The organism is Solirubrobacter deserti, from assembly GCF_027587175.1.
GTDB classification, from domain to species: Bacteria; Actinomycetota; Thermoleophilia; order Solirubrobacterales; family Solirubrobacteraceae; genus Solirubrobacter; species Solirubrobacter deserti.
Genome location: NZ_JAPCID010000016.1, coordinates 119,490 through 141,072, shown reverse-complemented (window position 1 = coordinate 141,072; position 21,583 = coordinate 119,490). Strand labels below are relative to the sequence as shown.

23 protein-coding genes are annotated in these 21,583 nt (G+C 70.2%); 15 read left to right on the top strand and 8 right to left on the bottom strand.

What is annotated here, in order from left to right:
• Positions 1–308: 308 nt before the first annotated feature.
• Positions 309–647 carry a nucleoside triphosphate pyrophosphohydrolase family protein gene (locus tag OJ962_RS13655; protein ID WP_202958558.1) on the bottom strand — a complete coding sequence of 113 codons (339 nt, stop codon included), beginning with the start codon at positions 645–647 and terminating at the stop codon, positions 309–311.
• A 117-nt stretch (positions 648–764) separates the two neighbouring features.
• Positions 765–1,364 (bottom strand): GyrI-like domain-containing protein, encoded by a 600-nt coding sequence (locus OJ962_RS13650; RefSeq protein ID WP_202958557.1) that lies wholly within the window; start codon positions 1,362–1,364, stop codon positions 765–767.
• Positions 1,365–1,578: 214 nt separating this feature from the next.
• On the opposite strand from OJ962_RS13650, the gene OJ962_RS13645 reads away from it, so the two are divergent.
• From OJ962_RS13645 to OJ962_RS13635, 3 genes are all read left to right on the top strand, one after another.
• Positions 1,579–2,343: an SDR family NAD(P)-dependent oxidoreductase gene (locus OJ962_RS13645; protein ID WP_202958556.1), complete on the top strand. Its 765-nt coding sequence runs from the start codon at positions 1,579–1,581 to the stop codon at positions 2,341–2,343.
• Positions 2,344–2,486: 143 nt separating this feature from the next.
• Complete coding sequence (locus OJ962_RS13640) at positions 2,487–3,551, top strand: response regulator transcription factor (RefSeq protein ID WP_202958555.1); 1,065 nt, start codon at positions 2,487–2,489, stop codon at positions 3,549–3,551.
• A gap of 385 nt (positions 3,552–3,936) precedes the next feature.
• Positions 3,937–5,196, top strand: coding sequence for a YdcF family protein (locus OJ962_RS13635; protein ID WP_202958554.1), 1,260 nt, complete (start codon positions 3,937–3,939; stop codon positions 5,194–5,196).
• 237 nt (positions 5,197–5,433) lie between these two features.
• Here OJ962_RS13635 and OJ962_RS13630 read toward each other — a convergent pair whose 3' ends face one another.
• Positions 5,434–5,922 carry a carboxymuconolactone decarboxylase family protein gene (locus OJ962_RS13630; protein ID WP_238932705.1) on the bottom strand — a complete coding sequence of 163 codons (489 nt, stop codon included), beginning with the start codon at positions 5,920–5,922 and terminating at the stop codon, positions 5,434–5,436.
• Positions 5,923–6,063: 141 nt separating this feature from the next.
• Here OJ962_RS13630 and OJ962_RS13625 point away from each other — a divergent pair, with 141 nt between their 5' ends.
• Entirely contained in the window at positions 6,064–6,801 is a 738-nt protein-coding gene (locus OJ962_RS13625) for a sigma factor-like helix-turn-helix DNA-binding protein (protein WP_407697511.1), read from the top strand.
• Positions 6,802–6,847: 46 nt separating this feature from the next.
• On the opposite strand, the gene OJ962_RS13620 is transcribed toward OJ962_RS13625, so the two are convergent.
• Together OJ962_RS13620 and OJ962_RS13615 are read right to left on the bottom strand one after the other, a co-directional pair.
• Complete coding sequence (locus OJ962_RS13620; protein ID WP_202958552.1) at positions 6,848–7,741, bottom strand: phosphatase PAP2 family protein; 894 nt, start codon at positions 7,739–7,741, stop codon at positions 6,848–6,850.
• A gap of 41 nt (positions 7,742–7,782) precedes the next feature.
• Positions 7,783–9,507: a lipase family protein gene (locus OJ962_RS13615; protein ID WP_202958551.1), complete on the bottom strand. Its 1,725-nt coding sequence runs from the start codon at positions 9,505–9,507 to the stop codon at positions 7,783–7,785.
• Between the two features lie 427 nt (positions 9,508–9,934).
• Here OJ962_RS13615 and OJ962_RS13610 point away from each other — a divergent pair, with 427 nt between their 5' ends.
• A complete protein-coding gene (locus tag OJ962_RS13610; protein WP_202958549.1) occupies positions 9,935–10,633 on the top strand; it encodes a TerC family protein in 699 nt (232 codons plus the stop codon).
• A gap of 51 nt (positions 10,634–10,684) precedes the next feature.
• On the opposite strand, the gene OJ962_RS13605 is transcribed toward OJ962_RS13610, so the two are convergent.
• Together OJ962_RS13605 and OJ962_RS13600 are read right to left on the bottom strand one after the other, a co-directional pair.
• Positions 10,685–11,143, bottom strand: coding sequence for an SRPBCC family protein (locus tag OJ962_RS13605; RefSeq protein WP_202958548.1), 459 nt, complete (start codon positions 11,141–11,143; stop codon positions 10,685–10,687).
• A gap of 124 nt (positions 11,144–11,267) precedes the next feature.
• Positions 11,268–12,131: an alpha/beta hydrolase family protein gene (locus OJ962_RS13600; RefSeq protein WP_202958547.1), complete on the bottom strand. Its 864-nt coding sequence runs from the start codon at positions 12,129–12,131 to the stop codon at positions 11,268–11,270.
• Positions 12,132–12,484: 353 nt separating this feature from the next.
• On the opposite strand from OJ962_RS13600, the gene OJ962_RS13595 reads away from it, so the two are divergent.
• The 5 genes from OJ962_RS13595 to OJ962_RS13575 all read left to right on the top strand — a co-directional run bounded on the left by OJ962_RS13595 (position 12,485) and on the right by OJ962_RS13575 (position 15,600).
• Positions 12,485–13,102, top strand: a complete 618-nt coding sequence (locus OJ962_RS13595) for an arsenate reductase ArsC (RefSeq protein WP_202958546.1) — start codon at positions 12,485–12,487, stop codon at positions 13,100–13,102.
• A 258-nt stretch (positions 13,103–13,360) separates the two neighbouring features.
• Positions 13,361–14,092 (top strand): metallophosphoesterase family protein, encoded by a 732-nt coding sequence (locus OJ962_RS13590; RefSeq protein ID WP_202958545.1) that lies wholly within the window; start codon positions 13,361–13,363, stop codon positions 14,090–14,092.
• Positions 14,089–14,787 carry an MIP/aquaporin family protein gene (locus tag OJ962_RS13585; protein WP_202958544.1) on the top strand — a complete coding sequence of 233 codons (699 nt, stop codon included), beginning with the start codon at positions 14,089–14,091 and terminating at the stop codon, positions 14,785–14,787. Before OJ962_RS13590 ends, OJ962_RS13585 begins: the two co-directional genes overlap by 4 nt.
• A gap of 37 nt (positions 14,788–14,824) precedes the next feature.
• Entirely contained in the window at positions 14,825–15,226 is a 402-nt protein-coding gene (locus tag OJ962_RS13580; RefSeq protein ID WP_202958543.1) for an arsenate-mycothiol transferase ArsC, read from the top strand.
• Between the two features lie 17 nt (positions 15,227–15,243).
• Positions 15,244–15,600 carry an ArsR/SmtB family transcription factor gene (locus tag OJ962_RS13575; protein WP_202958542.1) on the top strand — a complete coding sequence of 119 codons (357 nt, stop codon included), beginning with the start codon at positions 15,244–15,246 and terminating at the stop codon, positions 15,598–15,600.
• Between the two features lies 1 nt (position 15,601).
• Here OJ962_RS13575 and OJ962_RS13570 read toward each other — a convergent pair whose 3' ends face one another.
• Positions 15,602–15,931 (bottom strand): ArsR/SmtB family transcription factor, encoded by a 330-nt coding sequence (locus tag OJ962_RS13570; protein WP_202958541.1) that lies wholly within the window; start codon positions 15,929–15,931, stop codon positions 15,602–15,604.
• 99 nt (positions 15,932–16,030) lie between these two features.
• On the opposite strand from OJ962_RS13570, the gene OJ962_RS13565 reads away from it, so the two are divergent.
• The 5 genes from OJ962_RS13565 to OJ962_RS13545 all read left to right on the top strand — a co-directional run bounded on the left by OJ962_RS13565 (position 16,031) and on the right by OJ962_RS13545 (position 21,512).
• A complete protein-coding gene (locus OJ962_RS13565) occupies positions 16,031–17,362 on the top strand; it encodes an FAD-dependent oxidoreductase (protein ID WP_202958540.1) in 1,332 nt (443 codons plus the stop codon).
• Entirely contained in the window at positions 17,359–18,555 is a 1,197-nt protein-coding gene (locus OJ962_RS13560; protein WP_202958539.1) for an MFS transporter, read from the top strand. Before OJ962_RS13565 ends, OJ962_RS13560 begins: the two co-directional genes overlap by 4 nt.
• 92 nt (positions 18,556–18,647) lie before the next feature.
• Entirely contained in the window at positions 18,648–19,796 is a 1,149-nt protein-coding gene (locus OJ962_RS13555; RefSeq protein ID WP_407697512.1) for a zinc-dependent alcohol dehydrogenase, read from the top strand.
• An 11-nt stretch (positions 19,797–19,807) separates the two neighbouring features.
• On the top strand, positions 19,808–20,422 hold the full coding sequence (locus OJ962_RS13550; protein WP_202958537.1) for a hypothetical protein: 615 nt from the start codon (positions 19,808–19,810) through the stop codon (positions 20,420–20,422).
• Between the two features lie 127 nt (positions 20,423–20,549).
• Positions 20,550–21,512, top strand: coding sequence for a dihydrodipicolinate synthase family protein (locus tag OJ962_RS13545; protein WP_202958536.1), 963 nt, complete (start codon positions 20,550–20,552; stop codon positions 21,510–21,512).
• Positions 21,513–21,583 lie beyond the last annotated feature (71 nt).

Below are 21,583 nucleotides of genomic sequence, written 5' to 3'. Positions count from 1 at the left end.
CACCCGCCGGGTGGCCCACCTTTCAACCGGCGCAGGTGGACCAGTTTTCACCCGGCGCCGACAGAACCCGCACGATCCCGCCTCAACATCGCCGGCGGTGACCGTCTGCGATGGCATGCAGCCGCTGATCCCCGGGCGACGATGCCAGTCGAGCAGGTCAAGTCATTGGCCAGCAGGCGCCGATCGGGCGTGCGGCGCAGCCCGTCGAGCTCGCCCCGACGTACGTCTTGCTCGCCTCTCAGGAATCCACGCGACGATCGCGGTGACCGGGGCAAGCCCATCGCGTGAGCCTGATCTCAACCGGCGATTCATGAGTCGAGGCGGGCGATCGAGGCGTTGAGGTTGTGCTCGATGCCGGTGAGGGTCGTCGTGTAGGCCTCGGTGATGTCGACGTCGAGGCGGTCGGCGAGGTCGAGCACCCACCACAGGCACTCGGCGAGCTTGCCGCGCAGGAGTTCAGGGAGGTCACCCTCGGGTGCCCAGCGACCTTCGGTGGCCATGACCAGCCGGCTCAATGTCCCGACGTCGTTGACGAGGCCCAGCATGTCGTCCTTGACGGTCCAAGGGCTGCCCTCGAACCGCTCTTCGATCTGGTGGTAGAGGCTGCGGACGCGGTGAGCGGTCGCGGTGGCTTCGGTGAGGTCCATGATGCTCCGATCGCTCAGGTAGTTCGGGTTTTGTTGTTCCACGGGCCGGGCTGCGCGCCCGAGCACGACACCCGGGTCAACGCTCGCCCGTCAGGTGTGCTGCGCGGGTGCGTTGCCTCAGGCGACTGGGTCGCGGAGAATCGTTCGAAGCCCGTCTTGCGGCGTCGTGCGTGTGAAGGAGTCAAGGTGGATTTCGCGGTGTGGCCCTGCCCGCCGGAGGCCCGCCCGCTGAGCGAATTCACCGAGCCGGGCAAGGGTCGCGAATTCGTTCGCGAAGGGACCGTGGTGCATGACTTGGACCACGGCGTGCTCCTTGAGCACGTAGCGCTCGAGGAGCTCATCGGGTCTGTCGGCCTCGCTGGCCGCGGCACTACGGGCGCGGGCGATGTCATCTGCCGACGCGTGCTCGTCGATCCGCGCCGTGACGCGATAGAGGAGCGACGGGATCGGGTTGAGGCTGTAAAAGTCGGCGATGTCGGCGGACGGCAGGTGGTCGGGGTACCAGAACAGCATCTCGATGACCGGAGGTGTTGTGGGTGCCAGGCCGTTGTCGGCGAGCGCTCGAGCAACGTCCGCGATCAGGGCGTGCTTGCGGTAGAACGCATCGCTTCCGGGTCTCCCCGACCCCGTCGTGGCAACGAACGTCGCGCTGGGAGCGACGACCAGCTCGGGGGCGTCGGACGCGGAGAAATGCTCGGTGGACGGGATGTCGCTCATGCAGCTACCTCATAGGAACGGGAATCGGGCGGTTCACGGGATCTGCCCCGAGCGCGTCGCTCGGGCTCTTCCGTCAAGGAGACGACGGGAGGTGCCCGGGGCGGAGGAACCTAATTCGCGTCTTCGTACGTGACGACCCCGCAGATGTGGGGTCCGTGATGTCCCCGCTCGTGCGGGGTGGTGCCCGTCTCGGGCTTCACCCAGCATCGTCGGCATGAACGAAACGAGTTTTGGACGGTTGCGACGGAAGGTCGCGGTCGTCACCGGTGGGACCGCCGGCATCGGCCTTGCCGCCGCGAAGCGCTTTGCCGCTGAAGGGGCCACGGTCTACGTCACTGGTAGGCGACCCGCCGAGCTGGAGGCGGCGGTCGGGGAGATCGGACCGCGGGCCACGGGCGTCTCGGGCGACGTCGCCGAGCTCGATGACCTGGACCGCCTCTACGCCACCGTGGAGGAGCGTGGGGACCGAATCGACGTGCTGTTCGCCAACGCCGGCGGCGGCGAGTTCCTGCCACTGGCGCACGTGACGCCTGAGCACGTCGATCGAATTTTCGGGGCCAACGTCCGCGGCTTGATCTTCACGGTTCAGAAGGCGCTGCCCCTGCTCGCGGATGGCGCATCGATCATCGTCAACGGCTCGACCGCGGCGGTCTCAGGGACGCCGCGTCTTGGCGTCTACGGGGCGTCGAAGGCGGCGGCCCACCTGCTTTCCAGGACCTGGGCCAACGAGCTCAGTCCGCGCGGTATTCGCGTCAACGTTCTGGCTCCCGGATACATCGACACGCCTGGGATCACGGCGGCAGCGAACTCCGACGACGAGCGGGACGTGCTCCGCAAGGAGCTCGCGAGGGGCATCCCCCTCGGCCGGCTCGGACACGTTGACGAGACCGCCGCCGCGGTGCTCTATCTGGCGTCGGACGAGAGCACCTTCGTCACCGGCGCGCAGCTCGTCATAGACGGGGGCCAACTCCACAGCTGACATCTCACCGCGGGCGATGAACCGGTCGCCTGCTGCCGGACGGTCTTTCTTGTCTTCCGTGGCGGGCCGGAGCCGCCGCACGATACGGACCCCCCCACGAATGCGGGGTGGTTCCTGCGGCGGCGCGCAATACGCTGGTGCCCATGGATCGAGCACGCCTCGGAATCCGGGCCCAGGCCGCACGCGAGGCCATCGCGGAGCTAGCCGAGCAGCCGTTGCCGCCCCGAGAGCTTCTCGATGAGGTCGACGAGCGCGTGCGACGCATCGTCCCGGTCGACACCGCGGGATGGTGGGTGTCAGACCCGGACTCGCTCCTGCCCATCGAGCTGTTCGAGTTCGACATCGAAGAGGTCCGTCGCGAGGTCAAGGGCAGCGCCTACTACGACGAACTCGACCGGGCCGGCCGTGGTGTTGCGGCGATCTCCTCGCACCCATCGTCGGCTCTGCAGGCGGCCGGTGGACCCGAACCGTTCGTCGCAGACACAGGCACATGGGGACACAAGCTGCGAATCCTCACCCGGAGCGCTGGTGCCAGCTGGGGCATGGCCTGCATCGCTCGAGGCCCGGACCTCCCGGCGTTCAGCAGCGCGGAAATGGCCTTCGTGGAGGCTGTCGCCTCCGACGTTGGAAATGCTCTGCGCGTAACGCTTTCGCGAACGGCATCAGCGGGCGAGAACGACTCGCCGGTCGGCCCCGGCACGGTCGTGCTTGATCCAAAGCTGGCCGTCGAAGGTGCGACGCGGGATGCGCGCTATTGGCTCGATCGGCTTGGAGTGGCTCCCGATGGTCCGGTCCCGGCATCGATGCAGTGGGCTGCCATGCAGGCTCGGGCAGCGGAGCGCCTCACAGAAACCGGCCGAGTGGTCCGTCCCGCACGCGTCCGCATGCCGCTTGACGACGGAACCTGGATCGTCGTGCAGGCCGACGTGCTCACCGGCACGGAGCTTCCACGCACGGCGTTGACGCTGCGACCCGCCGGCCGAGCCGAGATGATGCCCCTACGACTCGCCATGCACGGCCTGACACCGCGTGAGGCCGAAGTGTCCACCCTCCTTGCCGATGGACGCAGCACGGACGACATCGGTCGGGCACTGCACCTTTCGCGCCACACCGTGCGTGACTACACGAAGGTGATCTTCGCCAAGCTCGAAGTTCACTCGCGGCCGGAGTTCACGACCCTGCTGTCCACCGGCGCGCGGGCCGCCTGACCGGAGCAACCGCGTCGACGCGGCGCCCGCCACCGCCGGCACCCGGATGGGGGCGTGACTTGCGGTTCGCGTCATAGCTCGCACGCCCGGCCGTCGTCGGACATGTAGGAGTTGCCATGGTGGCGCTCTGGCGCGACCGCTCCACGCGATCGCATTGAGGTAGAAGCGCAAGCGGTGTTTTTCGACGAAGAGGTGTTGTCCAGGACGTGTCTCCGCGCGGTCCTGGGACGGCGGCACGCAGTGGTCGCCGAAAAAGTCGGCAACGAAGCGAGCGTCTCCGGCTCCACCGTCGAGGCATCCGACGGCCTGCTCGCGCGGTACTCCACGCGGCGAACACAGGGCGTCTTGATGCGCGCGCCGAAGCCGTCGGCTGACGAGCTCGCGATTGCTCGCCGTCGTGCTCGGCGCCGGCGCGTGCGGGAACGAGTTCGCCCGCGGCGCGCGACGCGCCCCGAGCCTCGAGGCGATCCGCGGGCGCGAAGGCTCGTTTGCCACCGCTCGTTACCTTCACGGCTACGGTTCACCCCGGCCGACAGGGAACGCGCCCGAGGCTGATCCTCAACGCCCGTGGGCGGAAAGCCGGTTGACTGACTGCGTGACGACCCTGGGCGAGAACCTTCTGCAGATTGTCGCCGCTTGCGTGAGCGTTCTCTTCTGGGGCGGGCTGCTCGTATGGTCGCTGAGGCGAGATCCCCGAGCGCTGCGCAACGGGTTCCTGCTCATCGTGTTCGCGTACAACCTGGTCGGGTTCGGGGCTGTCCTGGCCTCGAGTTCGCCCGCCCTGGAGTTAGAGGTTGGCGTCATCTCCTTGGCGGTTACTGGGGCTGTGGCGCTCGGCTTCTTGGCGTTGCCACTGCTGCTGGTCATCGATGGTGTCCTGATGATTCGGCGGGAGAGCAGGTCCTTGGGCAATTCGTTGGCGCTGATGGTCGGACTGGCTCTGATGCTCCTGCCCGTTGCTCTCGCGGCCCTCCTGCGCCATGAGAACCCCGTCACCGGCAGCGTGGCCGTCGGCCTGCTCACCGCGCAGGCGTGTGCCGGCATCTGCTTTCTGGCGTTCGCCGCTCACACCGCGCTCTACGCTTGGATCGCCCGCCGCTCTCCCGCCCGGGCGGTGATCGTGCTGGGTAGCGGCTTAGTCAGAGGTGCGGTTCCTCCGTTGCTGGCGGCGCGTCTGGAGCGGGCAGTCACCGCCGCCGAGGAACGCCGTGAGACCGATGGGAGGCCCGTCTTCGTACCGAGCGGCGGTCAAGGACGGGATGAGCCTCGCCCGGAGGGTGAAGTCATGGGTGAGTGGCTTCGTCAGCGCGGAATCGACGACGCCGACATCCTCGTCGAGGACCGTGCCCGCACCACGCGCGAGAATCTCCTCTACAGCGTGCAGCTCTTGGAGCGCCATGGCGTGCCGGCGCCGTACCTCGTCGTCACCAACAACTACCACGCCCCTCGCGCGGCAATGCTGGCCCGCGCACTCGGCATCGACGCCCAAGTGGTCGGCGCGCCGACCGCTTGGTATTTCTGGCCCAGCGCCTATCTGCGCGAGTTCATCGCGGCCATGCTCGAGCGCCGGGTGCTGGTGTTCTTGTCCGGTGGCGCCGTCGCCGGCATGGTCGCGCTGGTGTGGTGGTCCCTGTCTGCGACCTGATCGGACGTCACGGTCGGTTACCGGCAGGCGTTGCCGCTAGTCGCCGGCGGATCTCTCGCGCGTAGGACAGCAGCACGACCGCGACCCCTGACCAGAGAACGATGAACCAGCGCCGGCGCGGATCGTGAGCCACTGCCGGGTTGGGCGAGGCCCTGGGCTGCGTCGTCGACGTTAGGGCCTCTATCGGTGAAGGGCGCCGGCTGAGCGCCCTTCATCGACGTGGACCGTGGTGCTCGATCAGGCGGCGTCGAACGCGGCGAACATGCCGGGCTCGTAGGAGCCGCCTGGGTTCCGCACGATGACGTTCATCCGGGTGGCCGCGTTGATCATGCCGATCACGCAGACCAGCGTGCCGATCTCGTCGTCGTCGAAGTGCTCGCGCACGGCGGCCCAGGTCTCGTCGGACACGCCTTGGTGGGCGTCGGCCAGGCGGGTGCCCTCCTCGGCGAGGGCGAGCGCCGCGCGCTCGGCCCCGGTGAAGACGGTCGACTCACGCCACGTGGCGACCAAGTGGAGCCGGAGCGCGCTCTCGCCGGCGGCGGCAGCCTCCTTGGTGTGGATGTCGACGCAGAAGCCGCAGCCGTTGATCTGGCTGACGCGCAGCTCGACGAGCTCGCGCAGCGACTTCGGCAGCGTCGACTGGTCAAGGACCAGCGCGGTGCCGTAGAAGCGCTTCGCGAACTTGGCGGCGGTGGGGCTGTCGAACAGGTTGAATCGAGGTTCCATCACGTTGTCCTCGCTCGTGGGATCGCGCGGCGAATCGTTCACGCCGCGCTCTGACGGCCATGAGATGCCGCCGGCGCGGCGTCTGTGACAGGTGACCTCTCCGCGCATCGGGTGTCACAGAGCGGGCGTGGCCGGCGTCTTGTGCAAGTGCACCGCATCGACCCCGCCACCGAGGCGTTCGTCGCCCACCGCAACCTGCTGTTCACCGTCGCGTACGAGATGCTCGGCCGGCGCCCGGAATCCTACGTCGGCCCATGGCTGCCCGAGCCGCTGCTCACCGCACCCGATGTGGCCGAGGACGTCGAGCTGGCCGACAGCGTCTCGATGGCGGTGCTGCGCGTGCTCGAGACGCTCGGGCCGACCGAGCGCGCGGTGTTCGTGCTGCGCGAGGTCTTCGACTTGCCATACGGCGAGATCGCCGACGCCGTGGGCAAGACGCAGGCCGCGGTCCGCCAGATCGCCCGCCGCGCACGGGCCCGCGTTGTCGCACACCGATCCCGCGGGGTGGTTTCCGCGGCCGAGACCCGCGAGGCGCTCGCCGCGTTCCAGCACGCGGTCGAGACGGGGAATCCGGAAGCCTTGCTCGACATCCTCGCGCCTGGCGTCGCGCTTGTGACCGACGGTGGCGGCGTCGTACAAGCCGCGCTCGCGCCCGTCGTGGGGGTCGAGAGGGTGGCGCAGGTGCTGACCGGGATCCCCGCGACGGCGTCGTTGCGGCCGGCACACGTCAATGGCAGTCCCGCCCTGGTGCTCTGGTACGGCGACGCCATCGACACGGTCCTGAGTGTCCGTATCGACGACGGCCTCATCACCGAGATCTGCGCCGTCCGCAACCCCGCGAAGCTCTCGGGGATGGAGCGGGAGACTCGTCTGCGCTGAGAGGGACGGCCGACCGCCCCACGGGTGGATTGACCGGAGGGTGGCGTCACGCCGCTGATCGGGGGTGGTCTGAACGGCGGCTCGGCCCCAGCTGTTTTTGTCGCAGGGCGCTCCACAGGACCAGGGCTGCCAGGCCCGAGCAGCCCAGCGCAAGGCTGTGCGAGGCAAGGTAGAAGTTGTCGTCCAGCACGGGGTCGGGGGTCGTCGGGACCTCGGCCAGGGCCAGAATGATGCCGCCCGCGGCCAGGGCCAGTCCGGTCACGACGGCCAGGGCCGCACCGATCGTCCAGACCCGGAGCCGTCTGCGCCGGGACACCGTCTGCAGCTGTCCACCGCGTGCCAGCCAGGCGAGGACGAAGCACGCGACGGCCAGCGCGACGAGGTCGGCGCCAACGGTGTCGCTGAGCCGGTGCCACTTTGCAGTGACCGTCTGGGCGCCGATCGCCACCGCGTAGGCCGACCCGACGGCGACGGCGATGCCGCGCCAGCGATGCGGCACCACGATGAGCAGCGCGAACAGCGCAGACATCGCGACCGTGGTGTGCCCACTCGGAAAGCTGTTGTGCGTGTAGTTGCCAGTCACTGAGATGAGCTCCGGGCGCGGGAGGACTCGCTTGAGCGTTTCAGTGATCACCGTCGATCCGGCCAGGACCGTCCCCACGCCGACGGCCGCCCGGAGCCCGGCGCGCCACCAGGCGGCCGCTACCAGGACCACGGAGATCAACGCGAACGAGGACATGGTGATCCAGGAGAGTTCGTCCGACGCAGCGATGCGGGCCGCCTCGGTGGCCTGGTCGGCGCCGCGCAGCGCCGCGTTCTCGATTCGCTGCCCGGTGGTGGTCCGCACGGCGGACCAGTACGTGACGACCAGCAGGACAGCGGCGAGCGCGGCGGCGGCCAGCCATCGGCGCGGGTGTAAGGTCGTGTTGTCCGGGAGCATGCGGCCCTTTGTCGGTCGTCAAGGCTTGCCTGGCCAGCGGGTCACTGACAGGTGTTCTGCTGGGGGAGACCGGCGAGCCGGTCCTCGGTCCACTGTGCGAGGTCGGCGTTCAGTGGTGAGTCGGGCTCGAGGATGCCCATATGCGTCTTCCCTTCGTAGCGCTCATAGCGCAGCGGGCGGCCGGCGGCGCAGAGCCGCGCCACGTACTCGTCCTGCAGCCGGGCGCTGATGACCTCGTCCGCGGTGCCCTGCGCCAGGAACAGGGGGGCGGGCCATGGCCCCAGCGCCACGTTCTGGCGCAGTCGCCGGCCCACAGCGCCGGTCGCCGGGTCGTGCACGAGGATCGGGGTGTCCCGGGAGATGGCGACACCGGTGAGGACCGTCAGCAACGTGCCGGGCTCGCTGGTGCACCGGGCGGCCGCCTCCTTCACGAGCGTCCGCGCCGCCGGGGTGACGTCGTCGAGGGAGATGTCAGGGTAGGTCCGGCTGTACGCGGCCAGCACGAACGAGATCGCGAGGCTGGCGCCGAGCGCACCGGGATGTGCGGTGACGAGCTGGGCCATTCCCAAGGTGTCGCTCGCCGCCGACAGCGCCGCGGTCCCGACGACCTCGACGTCCGGCGCGTACGTCGGCGCGAGCTGCCCGGCCCACAACGCGGCGTGGCCGCCCTGGGAGTGTCCCCAGATGACGGTCTCGGGAGCGAGGTCGAGGCCGTCGATCTGATGGGCTGCCCGGACCGCGTCCAGAACCGAGCGCCCCTCGCCCTGACCGACCAGATACGGGAAGGCACCCTCGGTGCCCTGGCCGATGTAGTCGGTGGCGACCATCCCCCACCCATTGCGGGCCAGGGCGTCCATCGACGGCATGCCCTCGGTGGAGATCGCGTTGCGCCCGAGGCTGGGGGCGCAGGCCCGCGCGACGCCGACCGTGCCGTGGGCCCACGCGATCAACGGCGTCGGCCGGCCGGCCGGCTCGACCGGGACTGCGACCACCCCGCTCGCCAAGCCGGGGACGCCCTCGTCCGCAGTTGTCGTGTAGAGGATGCGGTAGGCCGTCAGGCCCTCCGGCAGGTCCCCGTCGTACCGCTCGGCGCGGAGCAGCTGCCCGGGCTCGGCGGGAACGACGTCCGGCGCGTCGTAGAACCCGTCGAGGACCGGGATTCCCTGCCGGAACCGCTCGCTGATGACGAGCGTGGCACCGGCGAGGAGCAGGACGACGCCTGCGGCCATCCAGCGGGCGGCCCGGAAGCGAGCGAGCCCGGGTCTCAGGGCGACCTGGGCGGAGGAGCCTCGCCGCGCCGCGACGGCTCCCCGCCACAGGAGCGACAGGCCGAAGCCGGCGGTGCGTACGCCGAAGAGGAGGGCGACGACCAGCAGCGTCACGTCCGGCCACACCCACGCGGCCAGCCCGAACGCCAGCTCCGACAACCCGAAGGCGGCCGTGAGCAGCCGGTCGGTGCTCAGGCCGCGCCGCAGCTCCAGCAGCTTGACCGCACCGGTGACGACGAGGAGGCCGGCCACGAAGGGCCCGAGCAGCTGCAGGCTCCGGCCCAGCCACGCGAAAACGCTCACTCCAGCGAGAACCCAGCCGATCCCGATGATGAGCGACAGCTTCCCGGCCCGGTCGCGACGCGCGAGCAGGTCACCCAGGCCGGAGACCACGCAGCTGACGCCGGTGTAGATGCCCAGGGCCGTCAGCGAACTGAGCGGTCGCACCGCGAGCAGGAGCCCCAGGGCCGTGGTCGCGGTGCCTGTGACCGCGAGCACTCACCACGGCGCGCGCGCCAGGAGGCCCGGCAGCGCGCGGACCCGCCGGCTCACGCGGCGGTAGGGCGTCTGGGTCTGCATGAACGCACCGTAGTCATCCGCCACGTCACCACGGACCGCCGCCGCTCGGCGCTCCGGGTCTGGCGACACTTCGGATCAACGCTTGGTACTCCGCCGCGTTCGTGGGTGGCGGGGCCGATCGTCTTTGACAGCTGAGCCACGGGGACCAGACGGCGCGTTCGCACGAGCGCACCGATAGCCGCGGCGTCCAGCGCCACGACCAGCAGGCTCGAGGACGGCACTGCCAGGACGAGCCACCGGTCCCGCGCCCCCGGCGACCTCGCGCTGGGCCTCGACCTCGTGCTCGACGGCCCGCGCGCGCGGCTGAACGGGGTGAACGTTCGCCTGGGCAGCGGCGAGCGCATGGTTGATCACCGGCTTAACTCGCCGCTCTAGCTCGTTCGGCATCGCCGTCCACGCGCGGCACCGCCTGCTCACGTACGGCATCGTCGGCGCGCTTGCGTTGCGTGCGCTCTTCATCGTCGCCGGCGCCGCGTTGCTCGCCGCCTTCGGCTGGGTCTCGCTGCTGTTCGCCGCGCTGCTGGGCTGGACGGCGTGGCGCATGTGGCGCCACCGCCACGACCACGACGACAGCGGCGAGATCGTCGACAAGCTGCGGCGGCGCCTGCCGATCGCCACCGACGACGGCGACGGCCACCGCCTCCTCACCCGCGAAGGCGGCCGCCGCAGGCTCACGATCGCGGGCGCTGCGCTCGCCGCGATTGTGATCGCCGACCTGCTCTTCGCGGTCGACTCGGTTCCCGCCATCCTCGCCATCACCGACGACGCCTTCATCGTCTTCGCCGCCAACGCCTTCGCGTTGCTCGGGCTGCGCCCACTGTTCTTCTTGGTCGCGGACCTCGTCGAGCGCCTCTACTACCTCAAGACCGCGCTCGCCGCACTGCTCGCGTTCATCGCCGCGAAGATGGTCTGGGGCGAGTTCGTCGGCAAGGTCGAGCCGGAGATCAGCCTCCCGGTGATCCTCGCCATCCTCGGCACGGGCGCGGCCGCGTCGATCATGCGCGACCGCCGGCTCGCCCAGCGCGCCGTCACCCATACGTCATGACGACGACGAGCCGGCCCGTGAGGCGCACGGGCCGGCGGCCGCGGGTGTCGCTCAGCCTTCGCGCGGGACGTCGCCGCGCCAGGCGCCGGTCGCGGTGCCCCGGGTCTCGATCAGCTCCTTGAAGCGCTCGAGGTCGCCGGCGACGCGGCGCGTGTCGAAGCCGAGCGCGCCGCCGAGCTTCTCCTTGACGCCCTCGGGCGCCCAGTCCATCTGCACCATCACGCGGGTGCGGTCGTCGGCGAGCTTGTGGAAGGTGACCACGCCGGCGTTGTCCTTGCCGTCGGTGTTGCGCCACGCGACGCGCTCCTCAGGCGACTGCTCGACGATCTCGGCGTCCCACTCGTGCGTGGAGCCGCCGAAGTTGACCACCCAGTGCACGTGACGGTCGTCGAGTTGGCGGATCTGCTCCACGCCTTCCATGAAGCGCGGGAACTCCTCGAACTGGGTCCATTGGTTGTAGACCGTGGAGATCGGAGCTTCTACGTCGATCGACTGCTCGACATTGGCCATGTGAGGTCCTCCGGTGGGAGATCGACGGTGAACACCGCCCGTGACTCGCACTACGGAGTGCCGGTTTGCACCGACCAGCGACCGGCGCCCGATGGTCCGGGACCGAACCACGCCCGAGCCGTGCTCAGAACGGGCAGGTCGAGCGGTAGTCCGACACCGAGCCGGTCGTGGCCGCCGTCGGGCTCGGGCACACGAACGGCGTGTACCGCGTGTCGTCGTCGACGAAGCGCTTGAGCCACGCGATGGTCGTGGACGCGATCGTGGTGTTGGACGAGTTCGGCGCGAAGTGCGACGCGTTGTTGAGCTCCAGGTACGCCTTGTCGAGCGTGCCGGGCAGGCTCGTGTAGAACGGGATGGCGTGTGAGCTCACCCGCGCGACGCTGTCGTTCTCGGCGCCGACGATCAGCGTCGGGGTCTGGATCTCGGGCCACGACCTGTCGAGGTTCCAGGGCGTCAACCCGATCGCGGCCTGCAGCGACGGCCGGTCTTTCGCGGCCTCCAAGGTGCCGCCGCCGCCCATCGAGTGCCCGATCACCGCCAGCCGTGAGACGTCGATGCGCGTGCGCACCGAGCTGCTCTGCGTCAGCCAGTCGAGAGCCGCCAGCAGCTGGTCCCCGCGCGCCGTCGGCTGGTCGTAGCGCGAGTTGGTGTTGAACGAGATCACCACGAACCCGTGCGACGCGAGCCGAGGCCGCAGCCACGCGATCGAGGACTCGGACGCCGTGTACCCGGGCGAGATCGCGACCGCGCCGAAGGTCCCCTCCGTCGTGCTGGTGGGGTAGGTGACGTTGGCGCTCCCGAAGCCCGGCGTCGACAGGTCCGACACCGACGTCGTGGCCGTCGCGAACGGGCCCTGTGTCGCCTGCAGCCGCGCGACGGTCGGATCGGGCCCGCGCTGATACGGACTCGTCTGCGCGAACGCGGACGTCGCGGGCGCGACGATCGCGGCCACCGCCAAGCCGCCGCTGATCAGCGCCTTGATGCTCATCTCGACCCCCCATGCCGTGGCGCAGCACGCGCCGTCTCACTACTCCCGCGCGGTCCCACCGGCCGCAGCGCGAACGTACTGAACCCTCGGCCGTGTGTCACGGGCAGGCTGCGCGCAACCGTCAGCGCGCCGACCTCGCGGACCTCGCGCGCCGTCGCAGCGCGCTCTGCGTTCGACTGTTGCGTGTGGGGACATCGATGCGTGCACCCCGTCGGGCGGGTGCTTGCGGCTGCGGTGCGGCAGTTCTTCTGTGCGCGGATCGACGAACATCAATCCACGTTCGCCTATTGAAGCGACAAAGGTCAATGGAGTACGCTGGCGCCGTCAGAGGTCCGAGGCCAGGCGAGGGCTCCATGAGGTACGTGCTGTTCGTGTGCAACCACAACGCTGGGCGGTCGCAGATGGCTCAGGCGTTCTTCGAGCGCTATGCGCCCGCGGACGTGCGGGCCGAGTCGGCGGGCTCGACGCCGGCGCACGAGGTGTGGCCTGGCGTTGTGGAGGCGATGGCCGAGGTCGGTCTGGACATCGCCGGGCGCCGACCGCGCAAGTTGCTGCGCGAGATGCAGTTGCACGCGGACTGGGCCGTGACGATGGGCTGCGGGGACGCGTGCCCGTACGTCCCGACCACCGTGGAGTCGTGGGACATTCCCGATCCGGCCGGTCTGCCGGTCGAGCAGGTGCGGCCCATCCGCGACGCGATCGAGGTCCGGGTGCGCGAGCTCGTCGACACGAAGCTCGACGCGATCCGCTCGGACCCGACCGCTCATCAGTTCCGGCTGGTGCACCTGCTGCCCGCGCTGGCCGAGGAGTTCGAGGGCGCGAAGTCGCCGGATGAGATCCGGGCGTGCGCCGACGCGGTCCTGTCGCGCTTCGACGACGTGCGCGTGCGCGGGTACGTGCAGGTGCTCGCGGAGCGCCAGGCGCGCCAGTGCCTGCGCAAGGACACGTGCGATCTGGTGCAGCCCGCGTGAGGCGGCCGGCGTCGATGGATCCGGTCGTCCGGCGGCGCATCGACGACGTCGTCGCTCGGCTGGCGTGCGAGTACGACGAGGTGATGCACGCCGACGTCGTGGTCACCAGGGCTGTCACGAGGCGTGCCCGGTGATCGACGGTCCGCGGTATCTGGAGGGCACGTCGCCGACCCGGCGGGGCGGGGCCTCGACAGGGTCCGCTCGATTCGGCAGGACATCGCAGACCATGTTCTCGATCTGCTCAAGGAGCTGTTCTAAGTGACCCAGGACGCCGACGCCGTCGCGGTCATCACCGACATCCACGGCAACCTGCCGGCCTTGGAGGCCGCGCTGGCGCGCATCGACGAGTTGGGCATCGACGAGATCTACTGCGGCGGCGACCTGGTCGGCTACGGGCCGCGCCCGAACGAGGTCTGCTCGCTGATCGCCGAGCGCCGGATTCCGACGATCTACGGCAACTACGACTACGCGATCGCCCGCGACCTTGACGACTGCGGCTGCGCGTACATCACGCCCGAGGACCGCCAGCTCGGGCAGCGGTCGGTGGAGTGGACGCTGGCGAACACCGACCGGGCGTCCAAGGACTTCATGCGCGAGCTGCCGTTCGACATGAGCTTCCCGGTCGGCACCACGGACGTGCACCTCGTGCACGGCTCACCGCGCAAGGTCAACGAGTACCTGTTCGAGGACAAGCCCGCGCGCCTGTACGAGCGGCTCGCGGCGGCCGAGACCGACAAGGTGCTCGTGTTCGGTCACACGCACAAGCCGTGGGTGCACGAATATGGCGGCGTGCTGTTCGTCAACTGCGGCTCGGTGGGCAAGCCCAAGGACGGCGATCCGCGCGGCGCCTTCGCGATCCTGCGCCCGAGCGCCGCCGGTGTGGACGTGAGGATCGAGCGCGTCGAGTACGACGCCGAGGCCGTCGCCCGGGAGGTCGGGGCCTCAGGACTGCCAGTCGAGTACGCCGACAAGTTGCTGGCCGCCGCGTGAGCCGGCGACTGCTGGCCGAGTTCCTCGGCAGCGCACTGCTGGCGGCCGTCGTCATCGGCTCAGGCATCGCGGCGCAGGAGCTCTCTCAGGACACCGGGCTGCAACTGCTGGAGAACTCGGTCGCGACGGCCTTCGGGCTGTTCGCGTTGATCCTGATGTTCGGGCCGGTCTCCGGCGCGCACTTCAACCCGGTCGTCTCGCTGGTCGACGCCGCCTTCGGCGGGCTGCCCTGGCGCACCGCGGCGTTCTACGTCCCCGCGCAGATCCTGGGCTGCATCGCCGGCGCGGTCCTCGCCAACGCCATGTTCGAGCTGCCCGCGGTGAGCATCTCCGAGACCGACCGCTCGACCGGGGCGCACCTGCTCTCGGAAGTGGTCGCGACCGCCGGCTTGATCGTGATGATCTTCTCGCTCGTGCGATCGGGACGTGCGGCGATGGCAGCGGCCGCGGTGGGCGCCTACATCGGTGCTGCGTACTGGTTCACCTCCTCGACGAGCTTCGCGAACCCCGCGATCACGATCGGGCGCGTGTTCTCGGACACGTTCGCGGGTATCGCTCCGGCTTCGGTGGCGCCGTTCGTCCTCGCGCAGCTCGTCGGCGCGGGTGTGGCGTTCGCGCTGGTGCGGTTCCTGTACCCCGGGTTGTCGCCCGCGGAAGCGGAGCAGGTCGTGGTTCCCCAGGACACGCGCCGGTAACAGGACATCAACTTTTCTCGATATCTTTCGTCCAGCGATGAGCCACGTTCTCTTTGTGTGCCTGCACAACGCGGGCCGGTCCCAGATCAGTCAGGCGCTGCTCGAGCGCGCCGCCGAGGGGCGCCACACGGCCAGCTCCGCGGGCAGCGTCGCCGATCCCGACGGGCACGTGCACCCGGAGGTCGTCGAGGTTATGCGTGAGGTCGGCATCGATCTCGCCGGCCGGCGTCCGCAGCGCCTCACGCCGGCGCTGGCCCAGCAGGCCGATGTCGTCGTGACCATGGGCTGCGGCGACGCGTGCCCGTTCATTCCGGGCAAGCGCTACATCGACTGGGAGCTCCCCGATCCGAAGGGCCAGTCCGTCGACGCCGTCCGCGAGCTGCGCGAGGACATCGCGCACCGGATCGACGAGCTCGTGGCTGAGCTGGACGCGAGCTGATCGCTAGGATCGCATCGATGGCCATCGATATGGAGCTGACGCCGAAGACGAAGCGGCCCAACGGCTCCGGCCCGTGCTGTGAGCCGGTCGTCTACCCGGACGTCGAGCGCGAGCATGCTGCGCGCATGGCCGAGGTCGCCAAGGCCTTGGGTGACCCGATCCGGCTGCAGCTCGTCGACGTGCTGCGCAAGCACGCCGGCAAGGTGTGCGTGCACGAGCTGATCCCGCTGTTCGACGTGGCTCAGCCGACGATCAGCCATCACCTCAAGAAGTTGCGGGAGGCCGGCATCGTCGACTCCGAGCGGCAGGGCCTGTGGGCGTACTACTACGTCCTCCCGGGCGCGCTCGACGAGCTGGCCGCCTGGCTCGGCTGAGCTACTCGCCGAGCAGGCCGCGCACGTAGGCCAGTGCGCCTTCGGCCAAGCTGAAGTAGGCGAACGAGCCGCGCTTCTCGCGCTCGACGATGCCGGCCTCGAGCAGTTGCTTGAGGTGGTAGCTCACGGTTGACTGCTTGAGGCCGAGCATGTCCTCGAACTCGCACACGCAGACCGCCTCGCCACCGGCCGACAGCAGCCGGTTGAGGATGCGTACGCGGTGCCGGTCGGCGAGCGCCTTGAAGACGCGCTCGAGCTCGACCACCTCGTCGTCGCTCAGGCGTGGCGCCCCGAGCGGGGGACAACACGACACAACGGGCAGCGACGTCATGCCCTGCAGGATATCGAAAAAACTTGATCTCTCGCAACGCGTCCGCTACGGTCCCGGCAACGCATCGAAATTTCTCGATACCCGAGGAGCGCTGAGAGCATGAATCCCTCCAACCCTGTCGCGGTGATCGGCGCCGGTCCGGTCGGCTTGGCGGCCGCCGCCCACCTGGTCGCCCGCGGTCTGCAGCCCATCGTCTTCGAGGCGGGCGACCGCGTCGGCGCGAGCGTCCGGGAGTGGAGCCACGTGCGCGTCTTCTCGCCGTGGGAGTTCAACGTCGACCCGGCCGCCGTCGAACTGCTGGACCGGCACGGCTGGGACGCTCCCCCGAGCGAGGGCTATCCCACGGGCGCGGAGCTCGTCGAGCGCTACCTCGAGCCCCTGGCCGCGACGCCGGAGATCGCCGCCGCGCTGCGGCTCGGCGCGCGCGTCACCGGCGTCACGCGTGAAGGCGTCGACAAGCTCAAGGACGCGGGTCGGGACGAAGCGCCGTTCGAGCTGGTGGTCGACGAGGACGGCAGCGAGCGCCGCTACGTCGCCAGCGCGGTGATCGACGCTTCCGGCACCTGGACACAGCCCAATCCGCTGGGCGCCGGCGGCCTGCGCGCGGCCGGTGAGCGCGCGCTCGCTGACCGGATCGCCTACGGCATCCCGGACGTGCTCGACACGGCCCGCGCCCGCTACGCGGGCAAGCGGGTCGTGGTCGTGGGCAGCGGACACTCGGCGTTCAACGCGATCCTCGATCTGGTCGCGCTGCGCGAATCCGAGCCCGCGACGCAGATCGTCTGGGCCATCCGCGGCCAGGCGCCGGGGCGCAAGTACGGGGGCGGCGGAGACGACCAGCTGCCCGAGCGCGGAGCGCTCGGCGCCGCCGTGCGCGGCCTCGTGGAGGATGGCTCGATCGCGCTCGCCGGCGGGTTCCAGACACGCGTCGTCAGCACGCGCGACGGGTCGATCGTGCTCGCCGACGGTGAGCGCGAGATCGTCGCCGACGAGGTGATCGCCGCCACCGGCTTCCGCCCTGACCTGACCGTGCTCGGTGAGCTGCGCCTCGATCTCGACGATCGCGTGGAAGCCGCCCGCGCGCTCGCGCCGCTGATCGATCCGAACCTGCACTCCTGCGGGTCGGTGCCGCCCCACGGCGTCGACGAGCTCACGCACCCGGACAACGGCGTCTACATCGTCGGCATGAAGAGCTACGGGCGCGCCCCGACGTTCCTGCTGCGCACCGGCTACGAGCAGGTGCGCTCCGTCGTGGCCGCGCTCGCCGGGGAGTGGGAGGCGGCGCATCGCGTCGAGCTGGTCCTGCCCGAGACCGGCGTCTGCAACCGGTCGCCGGTCCCCGACGCCGACGCCACGGCCGGCGCGTCGGCGTCGGCCTGCTGCGGCAGCGGCTCCACGAGGGACGCGCTGGTCGACGTGCAAGCGCGTTGAGCGCGCCCGCGCACACGGCTGAACCCTCATCCCGGGCGTGGGCGATCGTCGCCGCGCTCTCGATCACCGAGACGGTCTCCTGGGGCATCCTCTACTACGCCTTCGCCGCGTTCCTGGTGCCGATGCAGCAGGACCTCGGCTACTCGGAGGCGCAGCTCACGGGCGCGTTCTCGCTCGCCCTCGCGGTCTGCGCCGTGGCGGGCGTCGCCGTCGGCCGCCACCTGGACCGCCACAGCCCGCGTACGGTGATGGCGGTCGGGTCGGTCGTGGGGTCGCTGCTCGTCGTCGCGTGGTCTCAGGTCGACGGGCTGCTCGCGTTCTACCTGGTCTGGGCCGCCATCGGTGTCGTCATGGCCGCGGTGCTCTACGAACCGGCCTTCACCGTGCTCGCCAAGCACTTCCCGGTCGCGAACGAGCGTCGCCGCGCGATGACCGCGATGACGCTCGTCGCCGCCCTGGCCAGCTTCATCTTCCTCCCGCTCTCGCAACTGCTGATCGACGCGCACGGCTGGCGCGACGCCGCGCTGATCCTGGCCGTGGTGCTGGCGGTCATCACGATTCCCCTCCACGCGTTCGTCCTGCGCCCCGCGCCCGCGCACGCGCCCGAGCACGCCACCGAGCCGTCCATCGCCGCTCGTGACGTCCTGCGCTCCACACCGTTCTGGCTGCTCACAACCGCGTTCGTGCTCGCCTCGCTGGCCACCATCGCGATGACCGTGTTCACGATCCCGTTCCTGCTCGAGCGCGGCCACTCGCCCGCCTTCGCGGCCTTCGCCGTCGGACTGATCGGCGTGTCGCAGATCCCCGGACGGCTGCTGTTCGCTCCCGCTGCGGCGCTCCTGCCCGCCCCGCTCGCGACGGCGAGCGTCTTCGCGCTGATCGCCTTGGGCGTGACGATCGTCGTCACCCTCGACTCCACCGCCGCCGTTCTCGTCGGGCTCGTGATCCTCGGCATGGGCAACGGCATGGCGACCCTCGCCCGCGCGACCTCGATCGCGGACCTCTACGGCGCCGGCGCGTACGGCACCATCGCCAGCGTCGCCGGTGGCATCACGACCGCCGCCCGCGCGGCGGGCCCGTTCGCCGCGGCGCTCTACGTCTCCGTCGTCGGCTACACACCGCTGCTCTGGACGCTCGCCGCGCTCGCCGTGGCCGCCGCGCTTCTCGCGCACAGCGCCGTCGGCGCCGCCTAGACCGTCCGCGGTCCGTTCGCGGGTGCGGCGGGTTTCGGCGCAGATCCGGGCGGGAAGCTCGACAGCCCCGTCCCTTGCTGTGTGGAGGCATGATGCGCGCGATGACGTACCGCGGCCCGTACAAGCTGCGGGTAGAGGAGAAGGACAAGCCCAGCATCGAGCACCCCAATGACGCGATCGTCCGCGTGCAGCTGGCGGCGATCTGCGGCTCCGACCTGCACCTGTACCACGGGATGATGCCGGACACCCGGATCGGCCACACGTTCGGGCACGAGTTCATCGGCGTGGTGGACGAGATCGGGTCCTCGGTCGAGCACCTGCAGGTCGGCGACCGGGTGATGGTGCCCTTCAACATCTTCTGCGGCAGCTGCTGGTTCTGCGCCCGCGGCCTGTACAGCAACTGCCACAACGTGAACGCCAACGCCACGGCGGTGGGCGGGATCTACGGCTACTCGCACACGACCGGCGGCTACGACGGCGGCCAGGCGGAGTACGTCCGGGTGCCGTTCGCCGACGTCGGCCCCGTAAAGATCCCCGACTGGATGCACGACGAGGACGCCGTGCTGCTCACCGACGCCGCCGCGACGGGGTACTTCGGCGCGCAGCTCGGCGAGATCGCCGAGGGCGACACCGTGGTCGTCCTCGGCGCCGGGCCGGTCGGGCTGATCGCCGCGCAGTCCGCGTGGCTGATGGGCGCCGGCCGGGTCATCGTCGTCGACCACCTGACCGAGCGGCTCGAGAAGGCCCGCACGATGGCCTACGCCGAGACGCTCGACTACGACGAGTACGACGACATCGTGGTCGAGCTCAAGCAGCAGACCGACTTCCTCGGCGCGGACGTCGTGATCGAGGCGGTGGGCGCCGAGGCCGACGGCAGCTGCCTGCAGCACATCGCGGGGACCAAGCTCAAGCTGCAGGGCGGCTCACCCGTCGCGCTCAACTGGGCGATCGACAGCGTGCGAAAGGGCGGCACGGTCGCCGTGGTCGGCGCCTACGGGCCGATCCCCAGCGCCGTCAAGTTCGGGGACGCGGTCAACAAGGGCCTGAGCCTGCGCATGAACCAGACGCCGGTCAAGCGACAGTGGCCGCGGATGTTCGAGCACGTCCGCAACGGCTACCTCACGCCCCGAGCGATGGTGACCCACCGCTTCCCGCTCGAGAACATCTCCGAGGCGTACCACGTCTTCTCGGCGAAGCTCGACGGCTGCATCAAGCCGCTGATCCTGCCCAGCGCGTCCTAGGAGCGCCGACCATGACCGATCCGAGCAAGACGCACACCCGCAGCACGGACGAGCTCCCGATCGCCTACGTCCCCGACCGGCCGCAGCTGCGCGAGACCCCCGAGCAGCTGCGGGCGCGGATTCCCGGCTGGGGCGCGGACCTGGATCCGGCCGACCGCCCGTCGCACCCCAAGCTGCGGTACGACCCGGACGGCACGGGCGCGCACTGGCGCTTCCCCGAGCGCCAGCCCGGGGCCGAAGGGCGCGAACGCTCGATCGAGCACGCCTTCGTCACGCCCGTGTTCGGAACCGCGCAGCCGCTGCACGGCGTGTCCGGCCACATCCGCCGGCTGGCGTACGCGCGGTACAGCGAGGCCCGGCTGGGGCACTGGCTCCTGCTCATCGTGGGTGACCGGGTCGACGCCTGGGGCAGCCATGTGCGCTCGTTCGCGACGCTGCGGCCGGACAACCCGGTGACCCAGACCGGCGTGCTCTCCGAGTTCTCCGCCGACGGTGCGGCCCGCCGCGGCCGCTCCGACCGGCGCCACCACCTGCTCGACCCGGTGATCGTCGCTGGGCCGTGGGTGGCTGGCGCGGGGGCGGCGGTCTTCGGCGCGCGGCGGCTGTTGCGGCGCATGGCGCGCTGACCCGCGCATCGCAGAAGGGGCCGAAGCGGGCGACAGGTGTCGATGCAAGACGCGGCATCTGTCGCTGGTCGCGGCACGCGGTGCCCGGCAAGCTGGTCGCTCGCATCCCGAGGAAAGCACGAGGACCATGACCGCATCGATCTTCAACGGCACGCTTCCGGCGCTGATGACGCCCTGCGCCGAGGACCGCACGCCGGACTTCGACGCGCTCGTGCGCAAGGCCCAGCAGCTGATGGAGCACGGCATGACGGCGATGATCTACGCCGGGTCGATGGGCGACTGGCCGCTGCTGACCGACGCGGAGCGCATGGAGGGCGTCGAGCGGCTCGTGGGCGCGGGCATCCCGGTGATCGTCGGCACCGGCGCGGTCAACACGCGCACCGCGGTCGCGCTCGCCACGCACGCGCAGGAGGTCGGAGCCAAGGGGCTGATGGTGATCCCGCGCGTGCTCTCGCGCGGGTCGGTCCTGGCGGCGCAGCGCGCGCACTTCAGCGCGATCCTCTCCGCCGCCCCCGAGCTGGAGGCGGTCATCTACAACAGCCCGTACTACGGCTTCGCGACGCGTGCCGACCTGTTCTTCGAGCTGCGCCGGCAGCACCCGAACCTCGTCGGCTTCAAGGAGTTCGGCGGCGAGGACGACCTGCGCTACGCCGCCGAGCACATCACGAGCGCCGATGACGAAGTCAAGCTCGCGATCGGCGTCGACACCAACGTCTTCCACGGCTACGTCAACTGCGGGGCGTGCGGCGCGATCACCGGCATCGGCAACGTGCTGCCCGTCGAGGTGCTGCACCTGACCAACCTGTGCGTGGCGGCGGCCCGGGGAGAGGCGGAGGCGCGCCAGCGCGCGCTCGAGCTCGAGCAGGCGATGGCGGTGCTCTCCTCCTTCGACGTCGGGCCGGACCTGGTCCTCTACTTCAAGTACATGCTCGTCCTGCGCGGCGAGGCCGAGTACACGCTGCACTTCAACGAGACCGACGAGCTCACGCCGAGCCAGCGCGGCTATGTCGAGCGCCAGCTCGCGCTCTTCGACGCCTGGTACGCCGACTGGAGCCGGCTGCCCGGGGCGGTGCAGACCTACAGGCCCTGAGCCGCGGCGGGGTCGTGAACGTCCTGTTGCCAGGGTCGCGAAGTGGAGCAGGTGGCTCGACTATTCGTCTG

Bases quoted from the DNA above. Each gene is read 5' to 3' on its own strand.
- OJ962_RS13645 (WP_202958556.1), top strand. From the start codon at position 1,579: ATGAACGAAACGAGTTTTGGACGGTTGCGACGGAAGGTCGCGGTCGTC.
- OJ962_RS13630 (WP_238932705.1), bottom strand. From the start codon at position 5,922: ATGGAACCTCGATTCAACCTGTTCGACAGCCCCACCGCCGCCAAGTTC.
- OJ962_RS13570 (WP_202958541.1), bottom strand. From the start codon at position 15,931: ATGACGTCGCTGCCCGTTGTGTCGTGTTGTCCCCCGCTCGGGGCGCCA.
- OJ962_RS13605 (WP_202958548.1), bottom strand. From the start codon at position 11,143: ATGGCCAATGTCGAGCAGTCGATCGACGTAGAAGCTCCGATCTCCACG.
- OJ962_RS13620 (WP_202958552.1), bottom strand. From the start codon at position 7,741: ATGCTCCCGGACAACACGACCTTACACCCGCGCCGATGGCTGGCCGCC.
- OJ962_RS13580 (WP_202958543.1), top strand. From the start codon at position 14,825: ATGAGCCACGTTCTCTTTGTGTGCCTGCACAACGCGGGCCGGTCCCAG.
- OJ962_RS13640 (WP_202958555.1), top strand. From the start codon at position 2,487: ATGGATCGAGCACGCCTCGGAATCCGGGCCCAGGCCGCACGCGAGGCC.
- OJ962_RS13595 (WP_202958546.1), top strand. From the start codon at position 12,485: ATGAGGTACGTGCTGTTCGTGTGCAACCACAACGCTGGGCGGTCGCAG.
- OJ962_RS13600 (WP_202958547.1), bottom strand. From the start codon at position 12,131: ATGAGCATCAAGGCGCTGATCAGCGGCGGCTTGGCGGTGGCCGCGATC.
- OJ962_RS13550 (WP_202958537.1), top strand. From the start codon at position 19,808: ATGACCGATCCGAGCAAGACGCACACCCGCAGCACGGACGAGCTCCCG.
- OJ962_RS13650 (WP_202958557.1), bottom strand. From the start codon at position 1,364: ATGAGCGACATCCCGTCCACCGAGCATTTCTCCGCGTCCGACGCCCCC.
- OJ962_RS13565 (WP_202958540.1), top strand. From the start codon at position 16,031: ATGAATCCCTCCAACCCTGTCGCGGTGATCGGCGCCGGTCCGGTCGGC.
- OJ962_RS13545 (WP_202958536.1), top strand. From the start codon at position 20,550: ATGACCGCATCGATCTTCAACGGCACGCTTCCGGCGCTGATGACGCCC.
- OJ962_RS13655 (WP_202958558.1), bottom strand. From the start codon at position 647: ATGGACCTCACCGAAGCCACCGCGACCGCTCACCGCGTCCGCAGCCTC.
- OJ962_RS13555 (WP_407697512.1), top strand. From the start codon at position 18,648: ATGCGCGCGATGACGTACCGCGGCCCGTACAAGCTGCGGGTAGAGGAG.
- OJ962_RS13575 (WP_202958542.1), top strand. From the start codon at position 15,244: ATGGCCATCGATATGGAGCTGACGCCGAAGACGAAGCGGCCCAACGGC.